The organism is Streptomyces sp. R818, assembly GCF_056172735.1.
In genome coordinates this window covers 396,745-411,967 of sequence record NZ_JAOCNE010000012.1, presented here as the reverse complement: position 1 = coordinate 411,967, position 15,223 = coordinate 396,745, and the positions used below count along the sequence as shown (strand labels likewise).

The following is a 15,223-nucleotide window of genomic DNA, read 5'->3' as shown; positions in this document are numbered from 1 at the left end:
CTCGGGACTCCCCGCGCTGCTCGGGCTACTCGGGCTACTCGGACCCCTCGAACTCGAGGTCGCCCTCCGTCTCCAGGTAGACCTGGCGCAGCGCCTCCAGGACCTGCGGGTCCGGCTTCTCCCACATGCCGCGGGACTCGGCCTCCAGGAGGCGTTCGGCGATGCCGTGCAGGGCCCAGGGGTTGGCCTCGGAGAGGAACCGGCGGTTCGTCTCGTCGAGGACGTACGTCTCCGTGAGCTTGTCGTACATCCAGTCGGCGATGACGCCGGTCGTCGCGTCGTAGCCGAAGAGGTAGTCGACCGTCGCGGCGAGTTCGAAGGCGCCCTTGTAGCCGTGGCGGCGCATCGCCTCGATCCACTTGGGGTTGACGACGCGGGCCCGGAAGACGCGGGACGTCTCCTCCACCAGGGTGCGGGTGCGGACCGTCTCCGGGCGGGTCGAGTCGCCGATGTACGCCTCGGGGGCCGTGCCGCGCAGGGCGCGGACCGTCGCCACCATGCCGCCGTGGTACTGGAAGTAGTCGTCGGAGTCGGCGATGTCGTGCTCGCGGGTGTCCGTGTTCTTCGCGGCCACGGCGATGCGCTTGTACGCCGTCTCCATCTCCGTGCGGGCCGACTTGCCGTCGAGGCCGCGGCCGTACGCGTAGCCGCCCCACACCGTGTAGACCTCGGCGAGGTCCGCGTCGGTGCGCCAGTCGCGGGAGTCGATGAGCTGGAGGATGCCCGCGCCGTACGTGCCCGGGCGCGAGCCGAAGATGCGGGTGGTGGCGCGGCGTTCGTCGCCGTGCTCGGCGAGGTCGGCCTGGGTGTGGGCGCGGACGTGGTTGTGCTCGGCGGGTTCGTCGAGGGAGGCGGCGAGGCGGACCGCGTCGTCGAGGAGGCCGATGGTGTGCGGGAACGCGTCGCGGAAGAAGCCCGAGATGCGCAGGGTGACGTCGATGCGCGGGCGGTTCAGCTCCTCGTGGGGGATCGCTTCGAGGCCTGTCACCCGGCGGGAGGCGTCGTCCCAGACCGGGCGGATGCCGAGGAGGGCGAGGGCCTCCGCCACGTCGTCGCCCGCTGTGCGCATCGCGCTCGTGCCCCAGAGGGAGAGGCCTACGGAGGTGGGGTACTCCCCGTTGTTGTCGGTCTTGTAGCGCTCGATGAGGCTGTCGGCCAGGGCCTGGCCCGTTTCCCACGCGAGGCGGGACGGGACCGCCTTCGGGTCCACGGAGTAGAAGTTGCGGCCTGTCGGGAGGACGTTGACGAGGCCTCGGAGCGGGGAGCCGCTCGGCCCTGCCGGGACGAACCGGCCTTCCAACGCGCGTACGGCGTTGTCGAGTTCGGCCGTGGTCGCGTCGAGGCGCGGGACCACCTCGCGGGCGGCGAAGGTGAGGATCTGGTGGACGGGGCTGTCCTGGGCGCCCGTTTCCTCCGTGCCCGGGGTTTGCCGCCTTGCCCACCCTGCCGCCCCAGGCGGCAGATTGCCCAAGGTGGTACCTACCTGCGCCGGGTCCCAGTTCGCGGCCTCCATGGCTTCCACCAGGGCTCGGGCCGCTTCCTCCGCCTCGTCCGCCGCCGTGCGGGTTGCCGCCGACTCGTCCAGGCCCAGGGCCTCGCGGAGGCCCGGCAGGGCTTGCGTGCCGCCCCAGATCTGGCGCGCACGCAGGATCGCCAGCACGAGATTGACCCGGTCCGCGCCGGCCGGCGCTCGGCCGAGGACGTGGAGGCCGTCGCGGATCTGGGCGTCCTTGACCTCGCAGAGCCAGCCGTCGACGTGGAGGAGGAAGTCGTCGAAGCCGTCGTCGTCGGGGCGTGCTTCGAGGCCGAGGTCGTGGTCGAGCTTCGCGGCCTGGATCAGGGTCCAGATCTGGGCGCGGATGGCGGGCAGCTTCGCCGGGTCCATCGAGCTGATCTGGGCGTACTCGTCCAGGAGTTGTTCGAGGCGGGCGATGTCGCCGTAGCTGTCGGCGCGGGCCATCGGCGGGACGAGGTGGTCGATGAGCGTGGCGTGGACGCGGCGCTTGGCCTGGGTGCCCTCGCCGGGGTCGTTGACCAGGAAGGGGTAGACGAGCGGGAGGTCGCCGAGGGCGGCGTCGGGGGCGCAGGCGGCGGAGAGGCCCGCGTTCTTGCCGGGGAGCCACTCCAGGTTGCCGTGCTTGCCGAGGTGAATCATCGCGTCGGCGCCGAAGCCGCCGTCGGCGGACGAGGCCGCGATCCAGCGGTAGGCCGCCAAGTAGTGGTGCGAGGGCGGCAGATCGGGGTCGTGGTAGATCGCGATGGGGTTCTCGCCGAAGCCGCGCGGCGGCTGGATGAGGACGAGCAGGTTGCCGCGGCGCAGGGCCGCGAGCACGATGTCGCCCTCCGGGTTGCGGGAGCGGTCGAGGAACATCTCGCCGGGCGGCGGGCCCCAGTGCCGCTCGACGCCTTCGCGCAGCTCCTGCGGCAGCGTCGCGTACCAGCGCTTGTAGTCGGCGGCCGGGATGCGGACGGGGTTGCGGGCGAGCTGCTCCTCGGTCAGCCACTCCTGGTCGTGGCCGCCCGCCTCGATGAGGGCGCGGATCAGTTCGTCGCCGTCGCCGGAGGCGAGACCGGGGATGTCGGCCTCGTCCCCGAAGTCGTAGCCCTCGGCGATCAGGCGCTTGAGCAGGACGATCGCGGAGGCGGGGGTGTCCAGGCCGACCGCGTTGCCGATGCGGGAGTGCTTGGTGGGGTACGCGGAGAGGACGAGTGCCAGCTTCTTCTCCCCCGCCGGGATGTGGCGGAGGCGGGCGTGGCGGACGGCGATCCCGGCCACGCGGGCCGCGCGCTCCGGGTCGGCGACGTACGCCGGGAGCCCGTCCTCGTCGATCTCCTTGAAGGAGAACGGGACGGTGATGAGCCTGCCGTCGAACTCCGGGACCGCGATCTGGCTCGCGGCGTCCAGGGGGGACACCCCTTCGTCGTTCTCCTCCCAGTCCGCGCGGGACGAGGTCAGGCACAGGGCCTGGAGGATGGGGACGTCGAGGTGGGTGAGGGCGCCCGCGTCCCACGCCTCGTCGTCGCCGCCCGCGCTGGCCTCCGCGGGGCGGGTGCCGCCGGCGGCGAGGACCGTCGTGACGATGGCGTCGGCGGGACGCAGGGCGTCGATCAGCTCCGGCTCGGGGGCGCGGAGCGAGGCGACGTAGAGGGGGAGGGGGCGGGCTCCGGCGCGCTCTATCTCGTCGCAGAGGGCGTGCACGAAGGCCGTGTTGCCGCTCATGTGGTGGGCGCGGTAGTAGAGCACGGCGATGGCCGGGCCGTCGTTCCGGGAGGCGGCCCGCTCCAGCGGGCCCCACGTCGGCGCGGGGGCCGGGGGCTCGAAGCCGTGGCCCGTCAGGAGGACCGTGTCGGAGAGGAAGTGCGCGAGCTGGCCGAGGTTGGCCGGGCCGCCGTGCGCCAGGTAGGCGTGGGCCTCCGCCGCGATGCCGACCGGGACGGTCGACGCCGCCATCAGCTGGGCGTCCGGGGCCTGCTCACCGCTCAGCACCACCAGCGGGACCCCGGCCGCGGTCAGCCGGTCGATGCCGTCCTGCCAGGCGCGGACACCGCCGAGGAGACGTACGACGACGAGCGCGACACCGTCGAGGAGCGCGGGGAGTTCGGTGTCGACGTCGAGCCGGGAAGGGTTCGCGAAGCGGTACGAGACCTGGGTGTCGGCGGCGGTGTTCGCGGCGCGGGCGCTCAGGAGATCGGTGTCGGACGTCGACAGGAGCAGGAGCTGAGCCGGCTGCGCGGGCGAGGGCTGCTGGGGCATGCGTCGTCGGGCCTTCCTCGGGGTGTCCGCGCCCCGGGTGGTCGTTGGACGGCGGGAGTTCCTGGCTCGCCCTCCCGTATGAGAGGGCTCACAGTGGCGGGACCGCGCCGGAATCGCACCGGGCTTCCTCCCCTGTCGCCGTCGCTGGCGATGGTGGCGGGCCGGACGGGACCGCCGCGGTTCATCGTACGGGGCGGGGGTGTGACCTGGCGCGGGAAGCCCGAGGAAGCCACGGGAAGCCACGGGAAGCCCGTCACAGGCGGTGGGTATGCTCCGACGCATGCCCGCCTCCCCCATACCCGTCCGTCCCGGTGCGTCCGGAGTGCCCGGAACGTCCGCGACGTTTCCGGGTGACGCCTGCCCCGGGGCGTTGCGGCTGCACTCCGCGGACGACGGGTTCCTGGCGCGGGTCCGGGTGCCGGGCGGTGTGCTCGACGTGGAGCAGGCGCGGGCCCTCGGTGACGCCGCCCGGCGGTTCGGGGACGGGGCGCTGCATCTCACGTCGCGCGGCAATGTTCAGCTGCGCGGGCTGCGGGACGGGTGCGGTGGGGAGCTGGCGGAGGTGCTCGGCGCGGCCGGGTTGCTGCCGTCCGCCGCGCACGAGCGGGTCCGGAACGTCGTGGCTTCGCCGATGTCCGGTCTCGACGGGCTCGGGTTCGTGGACGTACGCGGGTGGCTGACCGGGCTCGATGCGGCGGTGCTGGCCAGTGCTGTGACGCCCGCGCTGTCCGGGCGGTTTCTCTTCGGGCTCGACGACGGGCGCGGGGACGTTGCCGGGCTCGGGCCCGACGTGTTGCTGCGCGGGCGGGCGGATGGTTCGGCGCTGCTTGTCGTCGGCGGGGCGGAGTTCGTGCTGCGGTACGACGACGCGGCGCGGGCTGCGGTGGTCTCGGCGGAGGTTTTCGTTGAGGCCGCGCGCGATGTCTCTGACCGACGGGTGTGGAGGGTGTCCGAACTGGGCACGTCCAGCGCCGAGTTGGCCGCGCTCATCGCCGAGCGGCTTTCTGCGACGAGCATCGAGGCCGACCCCGCCAAGGCCACGGGGCTCCGCCCCGGACCCCGCTCCTCAATCGCCGGAGGGGCTGAAAGATACGGACCGCCCGCGACGGGCGTCGAGGCCGGCCCCGCCAGGGGCGCGGGGAACTGCGCGCTCAGCCACGACGCGTCCGCACTCGTGATCGAATCGGCACTTGTCTGTATCCCCCGGTTCGGATCGATCACCGGTGCTCAGTGGAGCGCCCTCGTCGAGCTCGCCGCTGGGCTTCCCGCCAGGGAGATCCGGTTGACCCCGTGGCGGCGGATCGTCGTGCCCGGGGCCGTCAGCGGCAGCGCCCCCGCCGGGCTGATCGCAGACCCCGCATCACCCTGGTCCCGCCTCGGCGCATGCATCGGGCGCCCCGGGTGCGCCAAGTCGCACACGGACGTCCGCGCCGATGCCGCGAGCAGCACCCCGCACCCCACCCTGCCCACCTACTGGTCCGGCTGCGAACGCAGATGCGGGCATCCCGTCGGGCCGTACGTGGACGTCGTGGCCCGGCCCGACGGAACGTACGCCGTCACGACCGTCACCAGCGACCCGACCGTCACGACCGAAAGAGCCGAACCCCGTGTATGACTACGAGAAGGACGGCGCCGCGATCTACCGCGAGTCCTTCGCCACCATCCGCACCGAGGCGGCAGCCGGCCTCGCGGCGCTGCCCGCCGATGTCGCCCAGGCGGCGGTCCGCATGATCCATGCCTGCGGTCAGGTGGATCTCGTACAGGACATCGGCTGGTCGGCCGGGGTCGTGACGAAGGCGCGGGCCGCTCTGCGCGTGGGCGCGCCGATCCTCTGCGACGCGCGGATGGTCGCCAGCGGCGTCACGCGGAAACGGCTGCCCGCGGACAACGACGTGATCTGCACCCTGAACGAACCCGGAGTGCCGGAACTGGCCGCCGAGTTGGGCACCACCCGCAGCGCCGCCGCGCTCGAACTGTGGCGGGACCGGCTCGACGGCGCCGTCGTCGCCATCGGCAACGCCCCCACCGCCCTCTTCCACCTCCTGGAGATGATCGGGAAGGGCGCGCCCAGGCCCGCGGCCGTGCTCGGCATACCCGTCGGGTTCGTCGGGGCGGCGGAGTCGAAGGACGCGCTGGCAGCGAACGAACTCGGGCTCGACTACCTGATCGTCCGCGGGCGTCGTGGCGGCAGCGCCATCACCGCCGCCGCGATCAACGCCATCGCGACCGAGGTGGAGATCCAGGCATGAGCGACACCCAGGCCGAGAAGGGCAACGGGAAGGGCAAGCTGTACGGGGTCGGGCTCGGGCCCGGTGACCCCGAGCTGATGACCGTCGCGGCGGTCCGGGCCATCGCCGGGGCGGACGTCATCGCGTACCACTGTGCGCGGCACGGCCGTTCCATCGCGCGCTCGATCGCCGCCGAGCACATCCGCGAGGGGCAGATCGAGGAGCGGCTGATGTATCCGCTCACGGTCGAGACCACGGATCACCCCGGCGGGTACCGCGGTGCGCTCGACGACTTCTACGCCGAGGCCGCCGCGACGCTCGCCGCGCACCTCGACGCGGGCCGCACGGTCGCCGTGCTCGCGGAGGGCGACCCGCTCTTCTACGGCTCGTACCAGCACATGCACAAGCGGCTCGCGGACCGGTACGACACCACGGTCATCCCGGGTGTCACATCGATCAGTGCGGCGGCGGCCCGGCTCGGGGAGCCGCTGTGCGAGGACAAGGAGACGCTGACGATCATCCCGGGGACGCTCCCCGAGGACGAGCTGTCGGCGCGGATCGCGGCGGCGGACTCGGCGGTCGTGATGAAGCTGGGCCGTACGTTCACGAAGGTGCGCGGCGCGATGGAGAGCGCCGGGCGGCTCGACGACGCGCGGTACGTGGAGCGGGCCTTCATGGCGGGCGAGCGCACGGGACGTCTCGCCGACATCGACCCGGAGTCGGTGCCGTACTTCTCGGTCGCCGTCCTGCCGTCCCGGATCGACGCCGAGCCCGGCGAGGGTGGCGGCGCGCGGGGCGGGGTCGTCGTCGTCGGGACCGGGCCCGCCGGGGCGCCCTGGCTGACGCCCGAGTCGCGCGGCGCGCTCGCGAACGCCGATGACCTGGTCGGTTACACCACCTACCTCGACCGTGTGCCGGTCCGCCCCGGTCAGCGGCGGCACGGTTCGGACAACAAGGTGGAGTCCGAGCGCGCCGAGTTCGCGCTCGACCTGGCGCGGCGCGGGCGGCGCGTGGCCGTCGTCTCGGGCGGCGACCCGGGCGTCTTCGCGATGGCGACGGCGGTCCTGGAGGTCGCGTCGCAGGAGGCGTACGCGGACGTGCCCGTGCGGGTGCTGCCCGGTGTGACCGCCGCCAACGCCGCCGCCGCGAAGGCGGGCGCCCCGCTCGGCCACGACTACGCCACGATCTCCCTCTCCGACCGGCTCAAGCCGTGGGAGGTCATCGCGGAGCGTCTGCGCACGGCCGCCGCCGCCGATCTGGTGCTCGCGCTCTACAACCCCGGCTCGCGCAGCCGCAACTGGCAGGTGGGGAAGGCGCGCGAGCTGCTGCTCGAACTCCGGCTGCCGGACACCCCGGTCGTCCTCGCCCGTGACGTGGGCGGGCCCGAGGAGAGCGTCCGCACGGTGCGGCTCGCCGACCTCGACCCGGCCGTCGTCGACATGCGCACGCTGCTGATCGTCGGCTCGTCGCAGACGCAGGCGGTCGTACGGGGCGACGGTTCGACGGTGACGTGGACGCCGCGCCGCTACCCGGAGACGGCTCCGGACAGGGTCTGAACCCAGGCGGCGGCCTCCTCGACGGTGGCCGCCACCGGCACCCCCTCGGGGGTGGGCGGGCGCCGGACCACGATCACCGGGACGCCCGCCTCCCGGGCCGCCGTCAGCTTGGGGGCGGTCGCCGCGCCGCCGCTGTCCTTCGTGACGAGGACGTCGATGCGGTGGCGGGCGAGGAGTGCGCGTTCGCCCGCGAGCGTGAACGGGCCCCGGTCCAGGAGCAGCTCCATGTGCGGCGGGGTGGGGGGCTCGGGTGCGTCGACGGAGCGTACGAGGAAGTGGGCGTCGTCGATGTGGGCGAACGCGGCCAGACCCATGCGGCCCGTGGTCAGGAAGACCCGGCGGCCCGGTCCTCCCACCGCGCGTACGGCTTCCGCCGCTCCGGCGAGATCGTCCACCTCGCGCCAGTCGTCGCCCTCGCCCGGGACCCAGCCGGGCCGGCGCAGCGCGAGGAGGGGAACATGGGTGGTGGCGGCCGCCCCGGCCGCGTTGAAACTGATCCGCTCGGCGAAAGGGTGCGTGGCGTCGATGACCGCGTCCACGGCGTGCTCGCGCAGCCAGCGCGCCATGCCCTCGGCTCCGCCGAAGCCGCCGATCCGTACCTCGCCCGGGGGCAGGCGCGGGGCGCTCACGCGGCCGGCGAGCGAGCTGGTGAGGCGCAGGCCCGGGTGCGTGTGCGGGTGTGGGTGCGGGCGCGGGTGTGGGTGTGGGTGCGTGTGCAGCAGTTCGGCCAGGCGTCTGGCCTCCGTCGTGCCGCCCAGGACGAGTACATGTACAGGCATCGAGGGGCTCCATGGGTGACATGCCCGAGGTGAACGAGGCGAAGGGCGGGCGCGGTGCCCAACTCAAGCACACCGGTCTGCGGTCCGGCTGGACGACCGGGGCCTGCGCGACGGCGGCGACGACCGCCGCGTACACCGCGCTGCTGAGCGGGGAGTTCCCCGACCCGGTGACGATCACGTTGCCCAAGGGGCAGACGCCGGCGTTCGCGCTGGCGGTCGAGGCGCTCGACGCGGACGCGGCTGCCGCGACGGCGGGGGTCGTGAAGGACGCCGGTGACGATCCGGACGTCACGCACGGGGCGCTGGTCCGGGCCACGGTGCGGGTGCTGCCCGCCGGGTCCGGGGTCGTCTTCCGGGCCGGGCCCGGCGTCGGTACCGTCACGCGGCCCGGGCTGCCGCTGGGCGTCGGTGAACCCGCGATCAATCCCGTGCCCCGGCAGATGATCCAGGAGCATGTGGCGCGGGTCGCGGCGGCGTGCGGCGGCAGCGGCGACGTGGAGGTCACCGTCTCCATCGACCACGGCGAGGAGATCGCCCGCTCCACCTGGAACCCGCGCCTCGGCATCCTCGGCGGCCTCTCCGTCCTCGGCACCACCGGGATCGTCGTGCCCTACTCGTGCTCGGCGTGGATCGACTCCATCCGGCGCGGGGTGGATGTGGCGCGGGCGGCGGGGCGTACGCATGTCGCCGGGTGTACGGGGTCGACGTCCGAGAAGACCGTCGTGCGGGAGCACGGGCTGCCGGAGGACGCGCTGCTGGACATGGGGGACTTCGCCGGGGCCGTGCTGAAGTATGTGCGGCGGCATCCTGTCGACCGGCTCACCATCTGCGGGGGGTTCGCGAAGCTGTCCAAGCTGGCGGCGGGCCATCTCGACCTGCACTCGGGTCGCTCCCAGGTGGACAAGGGGTTTCTGGCTGAGCTGGCGGTTCGGGGTGGGGCGGGGCCCGAGCTTTCTGCGCTTGTCGCTGGGGCCAATACGGGGCTGGCGGCGCTGGAACTGTGCGCCGGGGCCGGGGTGCCGCTCGGGGATCTTGTTGCTGCGGAGGCCCGGGAGCAGGCGCTTCTTGTTCTTCGGGGTGCGCCGGTGGAGGTGGACGTCATCTGCATCGACCGCGCCGGAAACGTGGTGGGCCGGGGCTGACCCCCCCACCGTCCTCGCCTGCGGCTTTCGTCGTGGCTGGTCGCGCAGTTCCCCGCGCCCCTGGAATGCGCACTGCGTGCGCCATTCCCCGCCTGTTCTTCGGGTGCGGCTTACGTCGTGGTTGCTCGCGCAGTTCCCCGCGCCCCTGAAAGGCGCACTCCGTGCGCCATCTCAGATGCTGCGCCGTCTCAGGGGCGCGTCGTCGGGGAAGGTGCGGCGGAGCCGCGGCCTTCAGGGGCGCGGGGAACTGCGCGACCAGCCACGACGCTGCCGGCACTCGAGAACGACGCGTAGGGGCAGACGCTCGAGGGGCGCGGGGAACTGCGCGAGCGACCAGCACCGGCCCGCGGATGGACCCGGTTCAGCACATGTGCCGGTCGCGTTCCGGCGAGTACAGGTGGCTGTCCCGGAACTGCGAAGCACCAAGCGTGCGGCCCACCAGGATCACCGCCGTGCGCAGCACACCGGCCGACTTCACCTGCTCCGCGATGTCGCCCAGCACCCCACGCAGCACCAGCTCATCCGCGCGGCTCGCGTACGCCACGACCGCCGCCGGGCACTCGGCCCCATAGTGCGGGAGCAGCTCCGAGACGATCCGGTCGACGTAGCGGGCGCCAAGGTGCAGGACGAGGAGCGCGCCGCTCGCACCCAGCGTCGCCAGGTCCTCGCCGGCAGGCATCGGCGTGGCCTGCTGCGCGATCCGCGTGAGGATGACGGTCTGCCCGACGGTCGGCACCGTCAGCTCCCGCTTCAGCGCCGCCGCGGCCGCCGCGAACGCGGGCACCCCGGGCACGACCTCGTACGGGATGCCGTGCGCGTCGAGCCGCCGCATCTGTTCCGCGACGGCGCTGAAGACCGACGGGTCGCCGGAATGCAGCCGCGCCACGTCCTGCCCGGCCTGGTGCGCGGCGACGAACTCCCGCTCGATGGCGTCGAGGTCGAGGCCGGCGGTGTCGACGAGCCGCGCGTCCGGCGGGCACTCGGCGAGGAGCTCCTTCGGGACCAGCGAGCCCGCGTAGAGGCACACCTGGCAGGCGGCGAGGGTGCGCGCCCCGCGCACCGTGATCAGGTCGGCGGCGCCGGGGCCCGCCCCGATGAAGTAGACGGTCATGCTTCTCCCACCTGTCCCACCTGTCCCACCTGTCCCACCTGTCCCAGCTGTTCAAAGTCAGACGTTTTCGTCACCGACCACTGCGTCACCGGCATCGCCTGCCGCCACCCCGTGAACCCGCCGACCGGCACCGCGTGCGCGACCGCCAGTCTGACGAGTTCGCCGCCGTGGCGCCGGTAGCAGTCGGCGAGGAGCGCCTCGGATTCGAGGGTGACGGTGTTGGCGACGAGCCGCCCGCCCACCGGCAGCGCCTCCCAGCAGCGCTCGACGAGGCCGGGAGCCGTGAGCCCGCCGCCGATGAACACCGCGTCAGGGACGGGGAGTTCAGCGAGCGCCTCCGGGGCAGGACCCGTGACCACGGTCAGCTGCGGCACCCCGAGCCGGGCCGCGTTGCGCCCGATGCGCTCGGCCCGTGCCGGGTCGCGTTCGACGGCGTACGCGCGGCACGAGGGGTGCGTCCGCAGCCACTCCACGCCGATCGAACCGGAGCCGCCGCCCACGTCCCAGAGGAGTTCGCCGGGGGCGGGGGCGAGCGCGGCGAGGGTCGCGGCGCGGATGTGGCGCTTGGTGAGCTGGCCGTCGTTCTCGTACGCGGTGTCCGGGAGGCCGGGTACGGCGCCGAGGCGGAGGGCGTCGGGGGCGCGGCGGCAGGTGAGGCCGATGAGGTTGAGCGGGTCGCCGGGCGGCCTGTCCCAGTCGGCGGCGACGCCCTCGTACGTCGTCTCCGCGTCCTGCGCGCCCAGCCGCTCCAGGACCGTCATCCGGCTGGGGCCGAAGCCGCGTTCGGTGAGCAGGGCCGCCACCTCGGCCGGGGTGTCCGCCCCGGCCGACAGGACGAGGACGCGGCGCCCGTCGTGCAGCGCGGCGGCGAGCCGGTCCGCCGGGCGGCCGACCAGGGTGACGACCTCGGTCTCCTCGACGGGCCAGCCGAGCCGCGCGCACGCGAGGGAGACGGAGGACGGGTGCGGCAGGACCCGTACGGCGGCCGGGCCCGCGATCTCGGTCAGGGTGCGCCCGATCCCGTAGAACATGGGGTCGCCGCTGGCCAGGACGGCGAGGCGGCGTCCCGCGTACCGGGCGAGGAGTCCGGGGACGGCGGGGCGCAGTGGCGAGGGCCACGGGACCCGTTCCGCGGGGCACTCGGCGTCCGGCAGCAGCGCGAGCTGGCGCGGGCCCCCGATGACGGCCTCGGCGGCGCGCAGCACGGCACGGGAGCTCTCCGGCAGTCCGGGCCAGCCGTCGGCGCCGATCCCGACGACGGTCACCACGAGCGGAGCGGGCGTCGCGGAGGGCGGAGGAGTCACTGCCTGGTACCTCGTACGGGTTGCGTCGTGATCAGCGGGTTTACGTGCGGTCAAGGGAGCCGCACTCTATCGGGCGACATCAGCGACCCCGCCGACGCCCCTGAGGCACCGCGCCCGACGCGCCGCCCGGCCGTCCGGTCCCCGGAGCGGCCCCCCGCACGGTGTTACCTCGGAAACCGGACCGGTGACAGCGAGCGGGTAGCGGAGGTACGGGGCGCATGACGAAGTACGGGGCGGCGCGGGCCTGGGTCGTGTCCGCCGTGGTGCTCGGGGCGTCGGCCCTGCCGGGAACGGGCACGAGCGCGGGACCGCAGAACTCGCCCGACGGCGACGCGGTGCGGGCGGCCACGGAGAACACCCCGGGGCCACGAGGCGGCCTCCGCCCCACGACGTGCACCACCGGAACGGTTACCGTCAGCACGACGCGCGCGGCCGTCACCGGCGACGTGCACGAGGACGCCGCCTCCCCCGCCCCGGCCGGCGACCCGAGCGGCAGGCTCCGCGCGACCGGTGCCGACACCCTCTGCGCGGCCGGCCCGCGAATCGGCGCGGACCGGGCCGACCGGGCCGGCCGGGCCGGTGCCGTGCGGGCCGCCGCGCCGCTGCCCCCCGCCGACGAAGGCCCCGGGGACGTCACCGGCACGGACACGGACACCGTGCGGGCCGCCGTCGTCTGGCCCGTCATGGCCACCCCGCACATGACCGCCGCCGCTCTCGGGTCCGGGCCGGGGCGCGGGCGGGCGCGGCGGGCGGTTGCGGGAGGTCGTCGAGGCGGGGAAGGGGCGCGAGGTCAGCTGGGTGCTCGATCCGGAGCTGGTGATCGCCGCGCAGGAGATGGCGAACGGGTACCGGATCGCGGGCGGCGCCGGTTCCAGCAACCCGCAGGACAGCACGCGCGGTACGGGGCAGAGCGTGGCGCGGGCGTGGCTGGCCGCGCTGCGGGACGCGGTCGAGGGGCGGGACGTGTGGCTGCTGCCGTTCGCCGACCCCGACCTGGCCTCGCTCGCCCACCACCCGGGCACGGACACCGCCGATCTGACGGACATCGTCGCCGGTCTCGCGGACGCCACGAAGGACGAAGTCGACGACATCCTCGGCGCCGGGACCCGGACCGGCCTCGGCTGGCCCGCGGACGGCGCGCTCGACACCGAGATCACGCAGCTCGGCGCGGAGCTCGGCATGACCCGGGTGCTCGCCTCGGGCGAGGGCCTGACCCCGGCGGGCGCGGACCCGGTCACCCTGAACGTCCCCAAGGCCGCGATCAGCACCGGCGGCAGCCCCTCCCTGCGGGCGCGGGACGAGGCCGACGCCAAGGCGGTCACGCAGATCACCGCCCTCCCCTACAACGCCACCCTCACCACCGCCCTCGCCCGCATCAAGGACCCGGATCCCGCCACATCCCCGACCGCGTCCCCGACACCGTCCCCGTCGGTGTCACGGACTCCCTCCGCGTCCGCGAACGCGTCCGAGTCGGCCGGTACCAGTCCCGCCCCCACCCCGACCACCAGCCCCACCGGCTCCCCCGACCCCGCCGCCCTCACCCGCATCACCGCGCTCCTCAAGAGCAACACCCGCCCCCTCCTCGTACCGCCCCGTGACTTCTCCGCGACCGCCGCGACCGCGCTCGGCGCCGCGCTCGACACCGGTACGGACAAGGGCTGGCTGGACCTGGAGGGCATCCGCGGCGCCGACAACGACCCCGTACGCGGCACGGTCGCGGCGCCCACGAAGTACCCGTCCACGCTGTCCGGCGACGAGCTGACCGGCTCCCAGCTCTCCGCCGTCGCCGCCGACCTGGACGGCCTCGCCACCCTGACCAAGGTGCTCGCCGACCCGAAGGCCACCACCGCCTCCGTGCACGCCGCCATGGCGCGTGCCCTGTCCACGGCGTGGCGGCTGCGGGACGACGCGGCGCAGGAGACGTTCCGGCAGCGTACGACCGACTTCCTGGACACGTCCGTCACGTCGTTGCGGCTCGTGCCGAAGACGACGCTGACGCTGACCGCCGGGGACTCGACGGTCCCGGTGACCGTCGACAACGGGCTCCAGCAGCCGGTCTCCGGGCTCGAACTGCGGGTCACCTCCAGCGATCCGGAGCGGTTGCTGATCAACGACCCGAAGCAGGCCGTGGAGGCGGCGGGGTCCGCGAACCACACCGCCCACATCGACGTCACCGCCAAGGCCAACGGCAAGGCGCGCGTCACCGCCCGGCTCTACACCCGCGGCGACGGCAAGCCGTGGGGAAAGCCGATGACGTTCGAGGTGGACGTCACGTCGGTGTCGACGGGCTCGATCGCCGTGGTGGCGGCCGGTGTCGTGCTGATCGTGCTCGCGGCGCTGTTCCGGATGCGGCGCGTGCGCAGGCGCCGGGCCGCGGCCCAGCCCCCCGTGGAGTGACGAGCGGGGAGCTTCAGGCGGCCCAGCGGGGCAGCCAGTAGGCCTCCCTGTCGGGGGCCCGGTAGTCCCTGGTCAGGTGGGCGCGGAGGGCTGCCAGGCCCGGGTGCGGGTTGTCGTCGCGCCAGAGCAGGGAGTGCGGGTAGACCGGTTCCGGGTCGCGTACGGGGATGGTGCGCAGGTCGAGACCGGCCGGGTAGGCGAGCGGGGTGCGCGGGCCCATGAACGTGGCGGTCGTCGCCGACTCCGCGACCGTCTGGAGCAGGTGGTCCGTGCCGAAGTTGGGGCCGGACGCGTCGATCGCCAGCCCGTGTTCCGCCGCCAACTCCTGGTAATAGGCGGCCCATTCGGTACCCGGGGTCAGGCTCGGCATCCAGATGTGGTGACCGGCGAGGGCCCGCAGCGTGGTGCTGTCCGCGTCCGCCAACGGGTGCGCGGGGCCCGTCACCAGGAGGAGCGGTTCGTCCGCCACACGCGTGCTGCGCACCCCGGGCGGCAACTGGTCCGCCGGGACGCGGCACGCCCAGAACGCGGAGTCGACGGCGCCGTCGCGGACCGCGTCGAGCACGGCCTTTCCTGAGGCGCCGAGCGCGACGACGTCGAGGGGGACGTCCGGGTGGGTGCGGTGGAAGTCCTGGACCAGCCCGGCCGTCATGGCGCGGGTGCCCATCACGTCCACGCGCAGGGGGCGCCGCCCCGGCCGGACCGAGGCGGTGGCCTTCGCGAGGGCGCGGAGGACGGCCTTGGCGTGCGGCAGGAACGCCCGTCCGTCCAGGGTGAGTTGGGCGCCGCGCGGCACCCGCGTGAACAGGCGCACGCCCAGCTCCGCCTCCAGGGCCGCGATCCGCTTGGACACGGCCTGCTGGCTGACGCCAAGGCCCTGCGCGGCCACCTGGAACTGGCCCTCCTCGGCGACGGCGACGAAGGTGCGTACGGCTTCCTGATCCACCCCGCC

General features: G+C 74.1%; 10 protein-coding genes and 1 riboswitch. Of the genes, 5 read left to right on the top strand and 5 right to left on the bottom strand.

Translation table 11 applies throughout. From position 1 onward, the window contains the following. Window positions 1-34: 34 nt before the first annotated feature. Window positions 35-3,754, bottom strand: a complete 3,720-nt coding sequence (cobN, locus tag N5I75_RS28265) for a cobaltochelatase subunit CobN (RefSeq protein ID WP_476681905.1) — start codon at window positions 3,752-3,754, stop codon at window positions 35-37. Window positions 3,755-3,809: 55 nt separating this feature from the next. After that, window positions 3,810-3,905, bottom strand: a riboswitch (cobalamin riboswitch). Window positions 3,906-4,034: 129 nt separating this feature from the next. Here cobN and N5I75_RS28260 point away from each other — a divergent pair. Genes N5I75_RS28260 through cobJ form a run of 3 tightly spaced genes read left to right on the top strand, consistent with a single transcriptional unit; the run spans window position 4,035 to window position 7,538 of the window. Continuing rightward, on the top strand, window positions 4,035-5,369 hold the full coding sequence (locus N5I75_RS28260; RefSeq protein ID WP_476681903.1) for a cobalamin biosynthesis protein CobG: 1,335 nt from the start codon (window positions 4,035-4,037) through the stop codon (window positions 5,367-5,369). Then, window positions 5,362-6,003, top strand: a complete 642-nt coding sequence (locus N5I75_RS28255; protein ID WP_476681901.1) for a precorrin-8X methylmutase — start codon at window positions 5,362-5,364, stop codon at window positions 6,001-6,003. The genes N5I75_RS28260 and N5I75_RS28255 overlap by 8 nt, the downstream gene beginning before the upstream one ends. Beyond that, the gene (gene cobJ / locus N5I75_RS28250; RefSeq protein ID WP_476681899.1) at window positions 6,000-7,538 is read left to right on the top strand and encodes a precorrin-3B C(17)-methyltransferase; all 1,539 of its coding nucleotides are present in this window, start codon (window positions 6,000-6,002) and stop codon (window positions 7,536-7,538) included. Before N5I75_RS28255 ends, cobJ begins: the two co-directional genes overlap by 4 nt. Here the strand turns inward: cobJ and N5I75_RS28245 are convergent. Then, complete coding sequence (locus tag N5I75_RS28245; protein WP_476681898.1) at window positions 7,508-8,317, bottom strand: cobalt-precorrin-6A reductase; 810 nt, start codon at window positions 8,315-8,317, stop codon at window positions 7,508-7,510. The two genes, cobJ and N5I75_RS28245, sit on opposite strands and share 31 nt — an antisense overlap. 20 nt (window positions 8,318-8,337) lie before the next feature. On the opposite strand from N5I75_RS28245, the gene N5I75_RS28240 reads away from it, so the two are divergent. After that, window positions 8,338-9,459 carry a cobalt-precorrin-5B (C(1))-methyltransferase gene (locus tag N5I75_RS28240; RefSeq protein ID WP_476682353.1) on the top strand — a complete coding sequence of 374 codons (1,122 nt, stop codon included), beginning with the start codon at window positions 8,338-8,340 and terminating at the stop codon, window positions 9,457-9,459. A 361-nt stretch (window positions 9,460-9,820) separates the two neighbouring features. Here N5I75_RS28240 and cobM read toward each other — a convergent pair whose 3' ends face one another. Together cobM and cbiE are read right to left on the bottom strand one after the other, a co-directional pair. Beyond that, on the bottom strand, window positions 9,821-10,570 hold the full coding sequence (gene cobM, locus N5I75_RS28235; protein WP_476681896.1) for a precorrin-4 C(11)-methyltransferase: 750 nt from the start codon (window positions 10,568-10,570) through the stop codon (window positions 9,821-9,823). After that, on the bottom strand, window positions 10,567-11,874 hold the full coding sequence (cbiE, locus tag N5I75_RS28230; protein ID WP_476681894.1) for a precorrin-6y C5,15-methyltransferase (decarboxylating) subunit CbiE: 1,308 nt from the start codon (window positions 11,872-11,874) through the stop codon (window positions 10,567-10,569). Before cbiE ends, cobM begins: the two co-directional genes overlap by 4 nt. A gap of 753 nt (window positions 11,875-12,627) precedes the next feature. On the opposite strand from cbiE, the gene N5I75_RS28225 reads away from it, so the two are divergent. Further along, window positions 12,628-14,271: a hypothetical protein gene (locus tag N5I75_RS28225; protein ID WP_476681892.1), complete on the top strand. Its 1,644-nt coding sequence runs from the start codon at window positions 12,628-12,630 to the stop codon at window positions 14,269-14,271. A gap of 13 nt (window positions 14,272-14,284) precedes the next feature. On the opposite strand, the gene N5I75_RS28220 is transcribed toward N5I75_RS28225, so the two are convergent. Beyond that, complete coding sequence (locus N5I75_RS28220; RefSeq protein WP_476681891.1) at window positions 14,285-15,217, bottom strand: LysR family transcriptional regulator; 933 nt, start codon at window positions 15,215-15,217, stop codon at window positions 14,285-14,287. Between the last annotated feature and the right edge of the window lie 6 nt (window positions 15,218-15,223).